General features: G+C 65.1%; 15 protein-coding genes. 13 read left to right on the top strand and 2 right to left on the bottom strand.

Going from position 1 to position 14,595, the window contains the following annotated elements; all coding sequences use genetic code 11:
* The first annotated feature begins 3 nt into the window (after positions 1–3).
* The 9 genes from uxaC to V9L18_RS09920 all read left to right on the top strand — a co-directional run bounded on the left by uxaC (position 4) and on the right by V9L18_RS09920 (position 9,250).
* On the top strand, positions 4–1,404 hold the full coding sequence (gene uxaC / locus V9L18_RS09960) for a glucuronate isomerase (RefSeq protein WP_337347004.1): 1,401 nt from the start codon (positions 4–6) through the stop codon (positions 1,402–1,404).
* Positions 1,401–2,831 (top strand): mannitol dehydrogenase family protein, encoded by a 1,431-nt coding sequence (locus tag V9L18_RS09955; RefSeq protein ID WP_337347003.1) that lies wholly within the window; start codon positions 1,401–1,403, stop codon positions 2,829–2,831. Before uxaC ends, V9L18_RS09955 begins: the two co-directional genes overlap by 4 nt.
* A 5-nt stretch (positions 2,832–2,836) precedes the next feature.
* Complete coding sequence (manD, locus tag V9L18_RS09950; protein WP_337347002.1) at positions 2,837–4,066, top strand: D-mannonate dehydratase ManD; 1,230 nt, start codon at positions 2,837–2,839, stop codon at positions 4,064–4,066.
* Positions 4,067–4,076: 10 nt separating this feature from the next.
* Positions 4,077–4,682 (top strand): gluconokinase, encoded by a 606-nt coding sequence (locus V9L18_RS09945; protein WP_443197942.1) that lies wholly within the window; start codon positions 4,077–4,079, stop codon positions 4,680–4,682.
* A gap of 61 nt (positions 4,683–4,743) precedes the next feature.
* Positions 4,744–6,000 (top strand): FAD-dependent oxidoreductase, encoded by a 1,257-nt coding sequence (locus tag V9L18_RS09940; RefSeq protein WP_337347001.1) that lies wholly within the window; start codon positions 4,744–4,746, stop codon positions 5,998–6,000.
* Positions 6,001–6,010: 10 nt separating this feature from the next.
* Positions 6,011–6,583 carry an orotate phosphoribosyltransferase gene (pyrE, locus tag V9L18_RS09935; RefSeq protein WP_337347000.1) on the top strand — a complete coding sequence of 191 codons (573 nt, stop codon included), beginning with the start codon at positions 6,011–6,013 and terminating at the stop codon, positions 6,581–6,583.
* Between the two features lie 105 nt (positions 6,584–6,688).
* Positions 6,689–7,447: a GAF and ANTAR domain-containing protein gene (locus V9L18_RS09930; protein WP_337346999.1), complete on the top strand. Its 759-nt coding sequence runs from the start codon at positions 6,689–6,691 to the stop codon at positions 7,445–7,447.
* A gap of 87 nt (positions 7,448–7,534) precedes the next feature.
* Positions 7,535–8,140, top strand: coding sequence for a hypothetical protein (locus tag V9L18_RS09925; protein WP_337346998.1), 606 nt, complete (start codon positions 7,535–7,537; stop codon positions 8,138–8,140).
* A gap of 60 nt (positions 8,141–8,200) precedes the next feature.
* Entirely contained in the window at positions 8,201–9,250 is a 1,050-nt protein-coding gene (locus tag V9L18_RS09920; protein ID WP_337346997.1) for a thioesterase domain-containing protein, read from the top strand.
* Here V9L18_RS09920 and V9L18_RS09915 read toward each other — a convergent pair.
* A complete protein-coding gene (locus tag V9L18_RS09915) occupies positions 9,247–10,077 on the bottom strand; it encodes an HAD-IIA family hydrolase (protein ID WP_337346996.1) in 831 nt (276 codons plus the stop codon). The two genes, V9L18_RS09920 and V9L18_RS09915, sit on opposite strands and share 4 nt — an antisense overlap.
* A gap of 280 nt (positions 10,078–10,357) precedes the next feature.
* Between V9L18_RS09915 and V9L18_RS09910 the strand changes: the two genes are divergently transcribed.
* From V9L18_RS09910 to V9L18_RS09895, 4 genes are all read left to right on the top strand, one after another.
* Entirely contained in the window at positions 10,358–11,404 is a 1,047-nt protein-coding gene (locus tag V9L18_RS09910) for a hypothetical protein (RefSeq protein WP_337346995.1), read from the top strand.
* Positions 11,405–11,423: 19 nt separating this feature from the next.
* Positions 11,424–12,101 (top strand): TrmH family RNA methyltransferase, encoded by a 678-nt coding sequence (locus tag V9L18_RS09905; protein ID WP_436474556.1) that lies wholly within the window; start codon positions 11,424–11,426, stop codon positions 12,099–12,101.
* A gap of 141 nt (positions 12,102–12,242) precedes the next feature.
* Positions 12,243–13,262 (top strand): class II fructose-bisphosphate aldolase, encoded by a 1,020-nt coding sequence (gene fbaA / locus V9L18_RS09900; RefSeq protein ID WP_337346994.1) that lies wholly within the window; start codon positions 12,243–12,245, stop codon positions 13,260–13,262.
* 2 nt (positions 13,263–13,264) lie between these two features.
* Positions 13,265–13,687, top strand: a complete 423-nt coding sequence (locus tag V9L18_RS09895) for a DUF3151 domain-containing protein (protein WP_337346993.1) — start codon at positions 13,265–13,267, stop codon at positions 13,685–13,687.
* An 88-nt stretch (positions 13,688–13,775) separates the two neighbouring features.
* Here the strand turns inward: V9L18_RS09895 and V9L18_RS09890 are convergent, their stop codons facing one another.
* Positions 13,776–14,405, bottom strand: a complete 630-nt coding sequence (locus V9L18_RS09890) for a uracil-DNA glycosylase (RefSeq protein ID WP_337346992.1) — start codon at positions 14,403–14,405, stop codon at positions 13,776–13,778.
* Positions 14,406–14,595: the final 190 nt, after the last annotated feature.

Raw genomic sequence — 14,595 nt, 5'->3', positions numbered from 1 at the left:
ACCATGTCATATTCCATAGCAGCGCATCCCGACCGGCTCCTCCCTGCCGAACCCGGCGTAAGGGAGATAGCCCGGTCCCTCTATAACCGCGTGGCGGGCCTCCCCATCATCTCCCCCCACGGACATGTGGACGCAGTCACTATTGAAGAAAACCTGCCCTTCCCCGATCCCGCCGCTCTCCTGGTGACGCCGGACCACTACGTGACCCGCCTCATCCACGCCGGTGGAATCGCGATGGACAAGTTAGGACTCGGCGGCCAGACCTCAGACTCCCGCGAGATTTGGCGCAGTTTCTCTGCCGCCTGGCCCCAGTTCGAGGGAACCGCGTCCGGCTACTGGCTCCGGCAGGAATTCGAGCACGTCTTCGGACTGCACGAGGAGCCCACCGAGGAGAACGCCGACAGGATCTACGACATGATCTCGGCCAAGCTAGGCGAACCAGGTTTCCGGCCGCGGGAGTTGTTCAAGGAGTTCAACATCGAGGTGCTGGCCACCACGGATGATCCGCTGGACTCGCTGGACAGCCATGCTGCATTGGCCGCCGACCCTGCCTTCGCTGGCCGCGTCCTGCCTACCTTCCGTCCCGACCAGTACCTCAACATCGCCCATCCAGCGTGGCAGGACAATGTGGAACGCCTCATCGCCGCGGGCTCCGGGGCTGCCGGATACACCGGATACATTGAGGCCCTGGAATCAAGGCGGCGCCACTTCGTGCAACACGGCGCGGTGTCCGCCGACCACGGCGTCCGTACCCCGGCCACCCTCAAGCTGGACCCCTCCGACGCGGGGCGTCTGTTCGAGCGCGCCCGTGCGGGGAAAGCCACACCGGAAGACTGCGAGGCCTTCGAAGCCCACATGATCTACCAGATGGCCAGGATGTCAGTGGAAGACGGGTTGGTCATGACCCTACATCCGGGTTCCTACCGCAACCACCACGGCCCCACGTTCGAGGCCTTCGGCGCGGACACGGGGCACGACATTCCGTTCGCCGTGAACTACACCGAGGCCATCCGGCCGCTGCTGCAGGACTTTGGCACCGCCAAGGACTTCCACCTGGTGCTGTTCACTTTGGACGAGACCGTGTTCTCCCGGGAATTGGCGCCGCTGGCAGGTTTCTATCCGTCTGTGTATATCGGAGCTCCCTGGTGGTTCCTGGACGCGCCCGATGCGATGCTGCGCTTCCGTTCCGCAGTGACGGAAACGGCCGGTTTCTCACGATCCTCCGGGTTCATCGACGATACGCGGGCGTTCTGCTCCATCCCGGCACGCCACGACACGTCGCGCCGGATCGAAGCCGCCTTCCTGGCGCGACTGGTGGCCGAGCACCGGATCAGCGAAGAGCGCGCGCACGAACTTATCGTGGATATCGTGGATGCTTCCCCGCGAAGGGTGTTCAAGCTGTGAGCGCAGTGCCCGTCCTTAACCGGGCGCTCACCGGCCTTCCCAAAGCGCCGGTGCGGATTGTCCATCTTGGCCTCGGGGCATTCCACCGGTCACACGAGGCGTGGTACACCCAGCACGCCGGTGACGGAACCGAATGGGGGATCGCCGCATTCACGGGGCGCAGGCCTGACGCCGCCCTGGCGCTTGCTGCGCAGGACGGCCTCTTCACCCTGATTGAGCGCTCAGGCAACGGGGACAGTTTCGAAATCATCGGCAGTGTTGCCGAAGCGGTGGACGGCGCCGACGTCGGGCGCCTCCGGGACATAGTCTCAGCGCCGGAAACCGCGATGGTCACGCTGACCATCACCGAAGCCGCGTACGGACTGGACTCCAACGGCCGCTTTGACGCAGGCGCTCCTGGGTTTGCCGCCGATCTCACGGTTCTGGCCGGCGATGCCGGTACCGGCGAAAGGCCGGCCACTCCGCTGGGCCGGCTCGTTTCAGCCCTCGCCGCCCGCAAGGAAGCTGCTGCCGGGCCGATCGCCGTTGTCAGTTGCGACAACCTGTCCGGCAACGGAGAAGTCGCCCGGCGCTCGATCATGGGACTCGCCGAGGCCTGGGACGGGGAGCTTGCCCAATGGATCGGTGCGAACGTCAGTTTCGTCAGCACTTCCGTCGACCGCATCACCCCCCGGACCACCGACGCCGATATTGCCCAGGTGCAGGATTCCTGTGGCTACCGGGACACCTCGCCTGTGGTCGCAGAGCCTTTCCGGGACTGGGTAATCAGCGGGAATTTCCCGAAGGGCAGGCCACGCTGGGAAGACGCCGGTGCCGTCCTGGTGGACGACATCGAACCGTACGAAAACCGCAAACTGTGGCTGCTGAACGGAGCGCACTCACTCCTGGCCTATGCCGGTCAGTTGCGTGGGCACACCACGGTGGCCGAAGCGCTGGAGGATCGGCTCTGCCGGGACGCGGTGGAGGCCTTCTGGGATGAGGCCGCACAACATCTGCCCGACGAAAACCTGCATATACCTGAATATCGGGAGGCACTGGTCGCCCGTTTCGGCAACGCACGGATCGCGCACCATCTGTCCCAGATCGCTGTGGATGGGTCCACCAAGCTTCGCATGAGGGCCTTGCCGGTCCTGGCGGCCGAAAGATCCCGGGGCCGCTCCGGTGCCGGCAGCGCCATGATGCTGGCGGCCTGGATCGACTATGCGGCCGCCAACGAAAAGCTCCAGGACCCGCTGTCCGAGGCCATCGGTGCGGCGAACGGGGCCGATGGCCTCGGTCGGGTGGCCGCCCTCCTCAACCTCGTCAGCCATGGGCTCGGCGACGACGAACAGACCGTTGCCCTGGTAGCCGGCCTGTGCGGCACCTTCTCCAAGAACGCCACTACAACAACAACCGCCGCCCGCCTGATTTCTGGAAGGAACAGCTGAACTTCATGAAGATTGTCGCAGCAGAAGTATTCGTAACTAGCCCGTCCCGTAACTTCGTGACCCTCCGGATCGCCACGGAGGACGGGGTGACCGGCATCGGCGACGCCACCTTGAACGGGCGCGAGCTTGCCGTTGCCGCGTATCTGAAGGAGCACGTCGCGCAGCTGCTGATCGGCAAGGACCCGCACCGGATCGAAGATACTTGGCAGTTCCTGTACCGGTCCTCGTACTGGCGCCGCGGTCCGGTGACCATGGCCGCGATCGCCGCAGTGGACATGGCGCTGTGGGACATCAAAGGCAAAATGGCGGGCATGCCGGTGTATCAGCTGCTGGGCGGGGCGTCCCGGAACGGGTTGCGCGCCTACGGCCACGCGTCCGGCGCCGACATCGAGTCGTTGTTCGATTCGGTCCGGGAGCACCTGGAGCTGGGCTACAAGTCCATCCGTATCCAGACCGCTGTTCCGGGCATCAAGGCCGTCTACGGGGTGGCCGCCCAGGCGCAGGCCTCCGGCGAGCGCTACGATTACGAGCCCGCCGGCCGCGGCGCGTTCCCGGTGGAGGAGGACTGGGACACCCGTGCCTACCTGCGCCACCTGCCCACCGTGTTCGAAGCAGTCCGGAACGAATTCGGCCCGGAAATCCCGTTGCTGCATGACGGCCACCACCGCATGACCCCCATCCAGGCCGCCAAGCTGGGAAAGGCCCTGGAACCGTATGACCTGTTCTGGCTTGAGGACTGCACCCCGGCCGAAAACCAGGAGGGCCTGCGGCTGGTCCGGCAGCACACCACGACCCCGCTGGCCATCGGGGAAATCTTCAACACCGTGTTCGACTACCAGACCCTGATCAAGGAACAGCTGATCGACTACGTCCGCGCCGCCTCCACGCACTTTGGCGGGATCTCCCCTTTGAAGAAGGTGATGGACTTCGCCGCGCAGTACCAGATCAAGTCCGGTTTCCACGGCCCCACCGACATCTCTCCGGTGGGTTTCGCCGCGCAGCTGCACGTGGGCCTGGCCATCCACAACTACGGCATCCAGGAGTACATGCAGCACTCGGACAAGACCAACGAGGTCTTCGAGCAGTCCATGACGTTCGTGGACGGCTACCTGCACCCGGGCGACAAGCCCGGCATCGGCGTCGAATTCAACGAAGAGGCAGCAGCGGCCTACCCGTACCAGCAGGCCTACCTGCCCTACAACCGCCTCGTTGACGGCACCGTCCATGACTGGTGAGGCAGTGGACATGACAAAGCATCGCATCATCGTCATGGGCGTCTCGGGTTGCGGCAAGACCACGATAGGTGACCTGGTGGCCCGTGAGCTGGGCGTCCCGTTCCTCGACGGCGACTCGCTCCACCCGGTGGAAAACGTCGCCAAGATGGCTGCCGGAACGCCGCTCACGGACGAGGACCGGTGGCCGTGGCTCGCTACGGTGGGCAGTGAGCTCGCGGCCGCCGGGAACGGCGGACTGGTACTCGCCTGCTCGGCCCTGCGCCGCAGCTACCGCGACGCCATCCGCGCCCAGGCGCCGGACACCATCTTCCTGCACCTGCACGGCAGCAAAGAGGTGCTGGGGGCCCGGACGGAAGGGCGCACCGGCCACTTCATGCCCCCGGCCCTGCTCGATTCACAGCTGGCCACGTTGGAACCGCTCGACGCCGACGAAGCCGGCATCGTCGTCGACATCGCCTCCCCGGTGGACCAGGTGGTGGCCGACGCATTGGCGGGCATCGCAGCTGCGGAGCGTGCCGCCGTCGGAAGCTCGCCCCGCGGTGCCATTGGCACCCCGGGGCGACAACAGCAAGTGCCAGGGATAACCGAACTTCCAGGCCAGGTGCTTGGTGGCTGAGGACACGCAAACGGGCATTCTCCCGTATCCGCCGTGACGCCCCCCGGCGTAGCGTTGGGGCATGGAACAGACGGGGTGCGCTGTTGTAGGCGGAGGGCCTGCGGGCATGATGCTGGGTCTGCTGCTGGCTCGGGCCGGGGTGGGGGTCACTGTACTCGAAAAGCACGGCGACTTCCTGCGGGATTTCCGCGGCGACACCGTGCATGCGTCCACCATCAGGCTGATTGACGAACTCGGGCTGGGCGACGCATTCCGCAGGCTCCCGCAAAGCCGGCTGAACAGCGTGGCTTTCCCCATCCCCGGCGCCGGCATGGTCACCATTGGCGATTTCGCATCACTGAAGCCCCCTTACAACTACATCGCCATGATGCCTCAGTGGGACTTCCTGAATTTCCTGGCCACCGAGGCGGCGCGCGAACCCTCGTTCACGCTCCTGATGGAGCATGAAGCAACGTCGTTAATGTTCGACGTCGGGCGCGTCGCCGGTGTCCGCTACCGGACGCGAGCCGGGACGGAAGGGGAACTGCACGCGGACCTCGTTGTGGCTACGGACGGGCGCCATTCCGTGCTGCGCCGGGCCGCCGGCCTGCAGCCCAAGGAGTATCCGGTTCCTTTCGACACCTGGTGGTTCAAGCTCCCGCGCTACGCTTCGGAGAAGGGCGCAGTGGCGGGCATCGTTCCGGCCTTCCGGGACCGCGAAGCCATGATCGCGCTGTTCCGCGACGACTACTACCAAATGGGGTACCTCGCCCCCAAGGAAGACAGTGCCAGGATCCGCTCCGAGGGCGTGGACCGTTTCAGGGAACGCGTTGCCGCGTTGCGCCCGGACCTGGCGGATCGGGTGGACGCCATCCGTTCGCTCGATGACCTTCACTGGCTGGATGTGCGGCTGGACCGGCTGCGGCGCTGGTACGTGGACGGGCTGTTGTGCATTGGCGACGCCGCCCATGCGATGTCTCCGGTAGGTGGCGTGGGCATTAATCTGGCCATCCAGGATGCGGTGGCGGCGGCGGACCGGCTGGCTCCGGCACTCCTGGGCGGGCGCGTCACGGCGGAGGATCTCGCTGCCGTTCAATGGCGGCGCCGGATGCCCACCGTGATTGTCCAGACAGTCCAGCGCATCATGCACCGGGTAGTGTTCGTCCCGTTGTTCGCCGGAAGAACGCCCGGGCCGCCGCCGGCGCTGCTGTTCGTTCTCCGGCACGTCCCGAGGATGCGGGGGCTCCTTCCCCGGCTCATAGCGTTCGGACCCAGGCCTGAACACGCGCCCGGCTTTGCCCGCCGGCACCAGCCACGGGGCACGCGCGGAAACCACTAAACTGGAGACCATGACTCCCCCTCTTGACGCCACTGCTGCACGCGCCCGCCTCCTTGAACTCATTAAGGAGCTCGCCGTCGTCCGCGGCAAGGTGATCCTTTCCAGCGGAGCGGAGGCCGACTACTACATCGACCTGCGCCGCATCACTTTGCACCACGAAGCCTCCAAATTGGTGGGCCAGGTCATGCTGGCACTGGCGGACGACGCCGGCATCGACTTCGAGTGCGCCGGCGGACTGACCATGGGTGCTGACCCCGTGGGCACCGCGGTGATGCACGCCGCGGTTGACGCCGGCCGGACGGTTGACGCCTTTGTGGTCCGTAAGGCGCAGAAGTCCTACGGGATGGGCCGCCAGGTCGAGGGCCCGTCCGTCGACGGGCGGAAAGTGCTGGTACTGGAGGACACGTCCACCACCGGCGGCTCGGCGCTCACCGCAGTTGAGGGCGTCCGCAAGGCCGGCGGCAACGTTGTGGCTGTGGCTGTCATCGTGGACCGCGACACCGGGGCCAAGGAAAAAATCGAAGCCGAGACCGGCGTGCCGTACCTCTTTGCGTTCGGCAAGGACGAACTGGGTCTTTCCTAGTTCTAATCCGGCCGGCACCCGCCTAAACTGGTGCCGGCTGGACTGGCGCTGGGGGTCGTCCTAGTATTTGCTCAACCCTCTTCTGCAGCTATTGGAGAACGCGCCATGCTCCCACCGGAACTCCCTTTGAACACCACCGAGCAGGTCCAGAACCTCATCCTGGACAGCGCGGATTTTGAGCAGTTCCTCAACGAGCTGGCAAGGTTCTCAGCCCACCAGGTGGCAGGGGACGGCGACGACGCCCTGTGCGGCATCACTTTGCTGCGCGACCGCAAGGCCGCAACCATCGGCTGGAGCAGCGACTCCGCCCGTGAAGTGGATGAAATCCAGTACTCACTGTCGCAGGGCCCGTGCCTGACTGCCGCCGAAGAGGAACGCGAAGTGAACGTCCCCGACCTGTTCGAGGAGGACCGCTGGGGCCCGGACTACGCCAATGCCGTGGCATCCCACGGGCTGCGTTCCGTCCTCTCCCTGCCGTTCAACCTCCAGGGCGAAGCAAAGGCAGCACTGAACCTCTATTCGGACGTACCGCACAAGTTCGACGAACGCGCGGCGGCCAAAGCTAGGGGCTATACGAGGGAAATTTCGCAGGCCTTGCGCCTCGCCGTCAGGTTTTCCCTGCACACCGACAGCGCCGCCAATCTGCGCGCAACCCTGGAATCCCGCACCATCATCGACATCGCCGTAGGGATCGTGATGGCCCAGAACCGCTGCAGCCAGGACGCGGCCGTCCACATCCTCACTGAGGCGTCCAGCAACAGCAACACCAAGCTGCGCGATATCGCCAAGTCCTTGGTGGATTCCGTCGGCGGGTCCGGCACGCGCACGCATTACCAGGAACCGGGACAAGCCCAGGCGGGCTAGGCCCGCATGGCTTGTGCCGGGGTGGCTGGAAGGATACGCTTGCCAAGGTTGAGCCGTCGGCCATAGACACCCTTATTTGGAGTACCTATGGACCGCAAATTACACGCCCTCGCTACGCGTGACGTTCTCACCGACACCGTCCGGATCGATATCCGGGGCAGCCTCAATGAGGAATCCCGCCCAGCACTTGTGCAGATGATCCGACGCGTTCGGGATATGGGTATCCCTTCACATGTCCACGTTGACCTCTCCAGGGCCGCCTTCGTGGAATCATCAGCATTAGCTGGCCTCCGGAGCGATCTCAACGCCATCGACGGGGCCACGCTTCCGGGCCTGGCCAGTGGCGGTGTTTCGCTGGTTCTCACTCAGTCCTCCGACGCGGCCCCGCTGGAGGATGGCGTCAACGAGCTGTCGCTGGCCATTACCGACGAGCTCACTGAGGGCTTCGCTGACGGCGGCCAAGGGGAGGCTCCCGCGCCCATCGACGCACTGTTCGGCCGGCCCTTAGCCGAGTATTCCGACGACGAACTCCTCGCCGCCAGTGATTCGATCTTTGCGCTTCTTGATGAGCCGGAAGCATTCGCCGGCTCGGACCTGCTGGCCCGCTACAACGAAATCGGTTGCGAGTTGTCGCGGCGGAACCCGTTCGGAGGCCTGTACGACCCAGCCAGGGAGGGCCAGGCCGCCAGCTGACGCCGGAGGCCTTGCCCCGGGAGTTGCAGCAGCGGCTTCCGCTGTGCGTACGGTAGAGATGTGCCGTACAGGGGGGAAGCAGATCCGCAAGGACAGCCTGAACAGCCGGGAACTGACCATGCCCGGCTGCTGGCCGACGCCGCCAGGCTTAGGGAATTCTCCCGGCGGGGATTCCTTTGGGGCGCAGGAGCCTCCGCCTTGCTGGCCGGGGATATGCTGCTCACCCGCCGGGTCCAGTTGGAGCGGCGGGTCAACCGGATCCTGGAGGTGCCGGACGACTTCGCCGACGCCTACTACCCGGATGCCAGCTGGTTCCTGTTCCCGGGCTATAAGACCAGCTGGGAAGAGGCACAGTGGATCCTCAACGCCCTCCGCGGGGCGCTGAACAAGCGCGGCAAGCTGGCCGCCGTCGGGTATTCAAACCAAGGGCTGGACATCGACGAACTGGTCATTGCAGTCATTGAGCACGTCCGGGCGAAAAAGCTCACCAAGCTGTTTTTTTACGGCCACAGCTTCGGCGGCATGGTGGCCACGCAGGTCGCTGCAAGGCTCCGTGAACTCCATGGTGTGGAAGTGGCGTTCATCCTGCTTGACTCCAGCCCGTACAGCAAGCACGACGTCCTGGACCAGAGCTGGTTCGACGGCGTGGTGTTCCTCTATGAGCGGGGTTTCCGCGTGCCGTCCGTGCTGCGCGGCGGCTACGAGCTGGGGGAGCGGGTGATCCACAAGGACGAACGGAGCTGGCGCCAGATCCTGGACCAGACGTGGGAACAGCTGTCCCCGATCGCGCCGTCCAGTGTGCTCATCCAGTCGGAGTCCGCCTACATCTACCACTTCGACGGACTCCGGTTCGTGGAGAAGCTGGGCGGGACGAAGATGGCCTATATCGGCAACCCCCGGGACCAGACTGTGCGTTACCAGACGGCACTGGAAGCCTGGCAAGCGGCCTTCCGTTCCAACATGGTCTCCACCAACCTCCAAACGGAGGGCGCCCGGCCGGCTCACGCCAGTCCGGGCTGGAACCCCGCCGTATACAGGGCCGTTGTGGAACAACTCATGAACGAGTTCTTCCCCCTGCCCGGCGGGGGATCCCGCGTGTCGGTCTTCTAGATCTGGTTCTTCAGCTCCGCCACGGAGGTCAGGACCTGGTTCGGCCTGAACGGGTAGGAGGCGATGTCTTCCCGCTGGGTGATTCCGGTCAGCACCAGGACCGTGTGCAGGCCCGCCTCCATGCCCGCGATGATGTCGGTGTCCATCCGGTCACCGATCATGGCAGTGGTCTCGGAATGGGCGTCGATCTGGTTCATCGCCGACCGGAACATCATGGGATTCGGCTTGCCCACGACGTACGGTTCCCGGCCGGTGGCCTTGGTAATGAGGGCGGCGATGGCACCTGTCGCGGGCATGGGGCCGTCCTTGGACGGGCCGGTGGCGTCAGGGTTGGTGGCGATAAAGCGTGCGCCGGCCAGGATCAGGCGGATGGCCATGGTGATGGCTTCGAATGAGTACGTCCGGGTTTCGCCGAGCACCACAAAGTCCGGGTCTTGGTCGGTGAGGATGAAGCCGGCCTCGTGCAGCGCCGTCGTCAGTCCAGCCTCGCCGATGGTGTAGGCCCGGTTTCCGGACCCGGACCCGCGTACCTGGTCCTTCAGGAACTGCGCGGTGGCCAGCGCAGACGTCCAGATGTTCTCCTCCGGAACCTCCAGCCCGGACGCGCGGAGCCGCGCGGCAAGGTCGCGGGGAGTGAAGATGGAGTTGTTGGTCAGCACCAGGAACCGCTTGGAGGTGTCAACCCAGCGCTGGATGAGTTCAGCCGCGCCGGGGACAGCCTGGTTTTCATGGACCAGGACGCCGTCCATGTCCGTCAGCCAGCACTCGATCTCCTGCCCGCTTCGGTAAACCGCGGGTGATCCCTTGACCTCGTCTGTTTTTGCCATGCTTTTCCTCCAACGCCGATGTGCCTTGTCCGGGCTACAGTCTGTCATTCTTCAGGCCACGGAACACGTGAGGCCTGGGAAATGACGACGGCGGGCGAACGCTTTGGCCGTCCGGCCCATCGGCTAGGCTCGTAGAGGCGCCACGGTGCCCAACAGCTGCGGATCGGGGGATGTCCGCGGCAGTTGTTGTGCCGGCCTGCGCCGGCAGGTCCCCGACGTCGGAAATCACCGGGCACCGCGGGAACCGCAGGATGCCTGCCAGCACCTGAAAGGGACCGCCATGAGCAACAACTACAGCGCGCCACCACCACCGCCCAGGGACGCCGAGGACAACCCCCAGGCTCCGCAGCCCGGCCAGCAGCATTCCCACGGTCCGTACCCGGGCCAGCAGTACCCGGGCAACGAAGACACCCAGGCACGGTACCCGGGCCTGCAGTACCCGGGCCAATACGCACAGCCGTCGGCTCCGCAGCCGCCCCACAGCAACAAAAAGGCGCTGTTCATCATTCTGGGAGCCGTTGCGGCGGTCGTGATCGTGGCCCTCGTGGCGGTGTTCGCCTGGGTGATCCCTACTTTCGCAAAGCCCCAGTCCCAGGACACCCCGCCTCCCGTGGCGACGTCCCATGCCGCGGAGGAAAGCGCCGCGCCGGAGGAGTCGGCCGCGCCGTCGGACTCTGCCACCGCTGACGATGTTCCGGCCGGAGCCATTCCGCTGCCGCCAGGTTGGGCCGACCTGAAGGGGCCGGCGACTGTTCCGGCCGAGGGCGACGCGCTCTTCAGCCGCTTTGTCACGGGGGAATCATCCTTCCAGTACCCCACGTCGTGGACCCTCGATGACACTTTCGGGATCACTACGGACCCCACCACCGGCACGCCCATGCAGCAAAAAGCGCAGGGCACGGAGGAACGGGACGGGGACGGCATCGCCCTGGCCTACGCCTTCTTTGCGGAGGCCGAAGAGGGCAAATACGGCAAGGAGCCCGAAAAGGTCCAGGGCGCCATCAAGGAGATCGAGGCGAAGTTCAAGGCCATGCCCGCGGCCGAATTGCCGCAGCACCTGGTGGGCCACCGATGCACCAGCAATTTTGAAACCACAACGCCCGAAATCCGGGAGTTCCGCCGGACTGCCGCCGTCGTGATCGGCTTTACCTGCCTGAACGCCCGCGGAGAAACCATCCAGGCCGTCAATCTGTTCAGTGTCACCCCATGGGGCACGCCGCAGATGGTGGGCGTCAGCGGCCACTCGACGTACTGGGAAGCCAACCCTGACCAGCTGGAGCTGATCGCCAACTCCTACCGCGCCAACCGCTGGAAACTCGAGGGCTGACCCCCGCTAGAGTTGAAGCGTGACTGACCATCCCCAGAACCCGCCGCTGCCCGTTCCACCGCCTGAGGAGGAATCCGGGCAAAAGGCGGAGGTCGGCGTCGGGCCCTGGGAGGGCGAGGCGCCGGCGGGGGACCATTGGGATCCCGAACTGCTGGCTGACGGCGACCGGCGGAACGTCGTGGACCAGTACCGCTACTGGAAGCACGACGCCATCGTGGCGGACCTGGATTCCAAGCGGCACAACTTCCACATCGCGATCGAAAACTGGCAACACGACCTCAACATCGGCACCGTGGTGCGGACCGCCAACGCGTTCCTCGCCAAGGAAGTGCACATCATCGGACGACGCCGGTGGAACAGGCGTGGCGCCATGGTCACCGATCGCTACCAGCACGTCCGCCACCATCCCACCGTGGAGGACTTCGTGACGTGGGCGCAGGGGGAGGGGCTGGCCATCATCGGCATCGACATCTTCCCTGATTCCGTGCCGCTGGAGACCTACGAGCTTCCCAAGGACTGCGTGCTGGTCTTTGGCCAGGAGGGCCCGGGGCTCACCCCGGAAGTCCACGATGCCGCGCTGGCAACCCTGTCCATCGAGCAGTTCGGCTCCACCCGCTCCATCAACGCGGCGTCCGCCGCAGCCATTGCGATGCACGCGTGGGTGCGCCGGCACGTATTCAACCAGCACGTGTCCTAGCCCTCTGCCCCCTGCGGGAGTGTTACCGGTCCGCGAGACGAAACACGGCGCCACGGCAGAAATGGCTAGGATGGTTCCTAGCCGACGAGGTTCACTCCAGGGCCAACCAGCCCGTAGACGAAATTCACTTTAGGAGTCAGCATGCCCATTGCAACCCCAGAGATCTACTCCGAGATGATCGACCGCGCAAAGACGGGCGGCTTTGCATTCCCTGCCGTCAACGTCACCTCTTCGCAGACGCTGAACGCGGCCCTGCGCGGCTTCGCCGAGGCAGAGTCCGATGGCATTGTCCAGGTGTCCACCGGTGGCGCTGCCTACTGGTCCGGCGCCTCCACGAAGGACATGGTGGCCGGTTCGCTGGGCTTCGCCGCGTTCGCACGCGAAGTGGCCAAGAACTACAACGTCAACATCGCCCTGCACACGGACCACTGCCCCAAGGACAAGCTGGACGGCTTTGTCCTTCCGCTGCTGGCAGCTTCCGAGGCTGAGGTCAAGGCCGGCCGGAACCCGATCTTCAACTCCCACATGTGGGACGGTTCGCACGAGCCGCTCAACGAGAACCTGAGCACTGCCCGCGAACTGCTGGCGCGCACCGCTGCCGCGAAGATGATCCTGGAAGTTGAAATCGGCATCGTCGGCGGCGAGGAAGACGGCGTCGAAAACGCCATCAACGACAAGCTGTACACCACGGTCGAGGACGCCCTGGCCACCATCGAAGCCCTCGGCGCCGGGGAGAACGGCCGCTACATCACCGCCCTGACCTTCGGCAACGTCCACGGCGTGTACAAGCCCGGTGGCGTGAAGCTGCGCCCGGAGATCCTCAAGGACATCCAGGCCCAGGTCGGTGCCAAGATTGGCAAGGACAGCCCGTTCGACCTCGTCTTCCACGGTGGCTCCGGTTCCTCTGACCAGGAGATCGCCGACGCCGTTTCCTATGGCGTGATCAAGATGAACATCGACACCGACACGCAGTACGCCTACACGCGTCCGGTGGTGGACCACATGTTCAAGAACTACGACGGCGTGCTGAAGGTCGACGGCGAAGTTGGCAACAAGAAGCTCTACGATCCCCGCGTCTGGGGCGCCTCCGCCGAAGCCGGCCTGGCTGCCCGCGTGGTCGAAGCAACCAAGCAGCTCGGCTCGGCCGGAAAGACGTTCTAGGAATGTCCGATGAGTTCCGCAAGAACCTGATGGGTCCTGAGCCCACGCTCCTGCCTGCCGAGACAGAGGTCTACGCACAGCTGGACGCGGGACAGGAAGCGCTGGACCTCGTGGCCAAGCACCCTACGTCGTCGCTGTTGTGGGCTGTACTGGCGGAGGAGGCGTGGGCCGAAGGGCGCACCATCGATTCGTACGCCTACTCCCGCGTGGGATACCACCGCGGGCTGGATTCGCTGCGCCGCAACGGCTGGCGCGGCGTGGGTCCGATCCCGTGGGAGCACGAGCCCAACCAGGGCTTCCTGCGTGCGCTCTACTCGCTGGGACGGGCGTCTTCAGCCATAGGTGAGGCGGACGAGCCGGAACGGATCGAGAAGTTCCTGAACGACTCGGATCCGGCAGCGAAGGCTGCCATCGAAGGCAAATAACAAGCAGTTAATGTTCGACGGCGGGCGGTCACCTTTCAGAAGAAGGTGGCCGCCCGCCGTCGTACAGCCGGTTGGGAGCAGCGTGTGCCTAGGCTTTTGCCAGGCCCGTGCGTGCCATGGCGTCCGTGTAGGCCACGCGCATTTCCTCGAGGTACTGTTCCTGCCGTGCGGGCGTGCCGGCGAAGGCGCGGCCACTCAGGGAGCGGACCTTGTAGGTCTTGAGTCCGCGGCGCCAGATCATGGGCACCTCGGTCTTGAGCAGCAGGTTGGCCAGGCGGTTGGCTTCGGTTCCGTGTGCCACGATGACCGAGGCGCGGGGGACCAGGGCAAGGAATTTGAGCAGCGGCTTGAGCCCTGCGGAGATCTGGTCAGGGGTGAACTTGCCGTTGACCTCGCCGGGAGTGTGCCACGGGTGGACGTTCCACGGCATCACGAACTCCGGACGCAGGCCCAGCTTCCACTGGATCCCCAGCATGCGGGTGGCGGCGTCGTCGTCGCCGGCGGTGATAAAGCCGGACTTATCCGCTTCCCCGATGTTCGAGTACAGGCTGATGATGCGGCACTCGTCCACATCGTGCATCGGATCAACGTAAGGGACTTCGGTGTGGGGCTTAACGCTCTGCAGGGAATCGCACAGCTCGTTGACGGCGGCAACGTTGGGTTCGTAACGGCGGCTCAGAAGCTGCTCACGGAAAGATTCAGGTGCCAGGGCTGTCATGTAGTGCTATGTCTCCTGCGGGGCTCGGTGCTGCTGCCAATCCGGAAAATGGGCGCACTGGAGCACGCCGCAGATCCGGGATGGTTAGAAATGTGTGTGGACCGATTCCTGGTCGGTCTCTATCAGTCTAGCAAGCCCTGCGAAACGAAACGCCGGTGGGTCCTCCGGCAAATAGTGCTGGCGGACCCAC

It is taken from the genome of Pseudarthrobacter sp. CCNWLW217, assembly GCF_037203985.1.
In the GTDB taxonomy this organism is placed as follows: domain Bacteria; phylum Actinomycetota; class Actinomycetes; order Actinomycetales; family Micrococcaceae; genus Arthrobacter.
This window is presented reverse-complemented; position numbering and strand designations above follow the sequence as displayed.

Coding starts and splice junctions, on each gene's coding strand:
- V9L18_RS09915 (WP_337346996.1), bottom strand. CDS start 10,077: ATGGCAAAAACAGACGAGGTCAAGGGATCACCCGCGGTTTACCGAAGC.
- manD (WP_337347002.1), top strand. CDS start 2,837: ATGAAGATTGTCGCAGCAGAAGTATTCGTAACTAGCCCGTCCCGTAAC.
- fbaA (WP_337346994.1), top strand. CDS start 12,243: ATGCCCATTGCAACCCCAGAGATCTACTCCGAGATGATCGACCGCGCA.
- V9L18_RS09945 (WP_443197942.1), top strand. CDS start 4,077: ATGACAAAGCATCGCATCATCGTCATGGGCGTCTCGGGTTGCGGCAAG.
- V9L18_RS09940 (WP_337347001.1), top strand. CDS start 4,744: ATGGAACAGACGGGGTGCGCTGTTGTAGGCGGAGGGCCTGCGGGCATG.
- V9L18_RS09895 (WP_337346993.1), top strand. CDS start 13,265: ATGTCCGATGAGTTCCGCAAGAACCTGATGGGTCCTGAGCCCACGCTC.
- V9L18_RS09890 (WP_337346992.1), bottom strand. CDS start 14,405: ATGACAGCCCTGGCACCTGAATCTTTCCGTGAGCAGCTTCTGAGCCGC.
- V9L18_RS09910 (WP_337346995.1), top strand. CDS start 10,358: ATGAGCAACAACTACAGCGCGCCACCACCACCGCCCAGGGACGCCGAG.
- V9L18_RS09925 (WP_337346998.1), top strand. CDS start 7,535: ATGGACCGCAAATTACACGCCCTCGCTACGCGTGACGTTCTCACCGAC.
- pyrE (WP_337347000.1), top strand. CDS start 6,011: ATGACTCCCCCTCTTGACGCCACTGCTGCACGCGCCCGCCTCCTTGAA.
- uxaC (WP_337347004.1), top strand. CDS start 4: ATGTCATATTCCATAGCAGCGCATCCCGACCGGCTCCTCCCTGCCGAA.
- V9L18_RS09930 (WP_337346999.1), top strand. CDS start 6,689: ATGCTCCCACCGGAACTCCCTTTGAACACCACCGAGCAGGTCCAGAAC.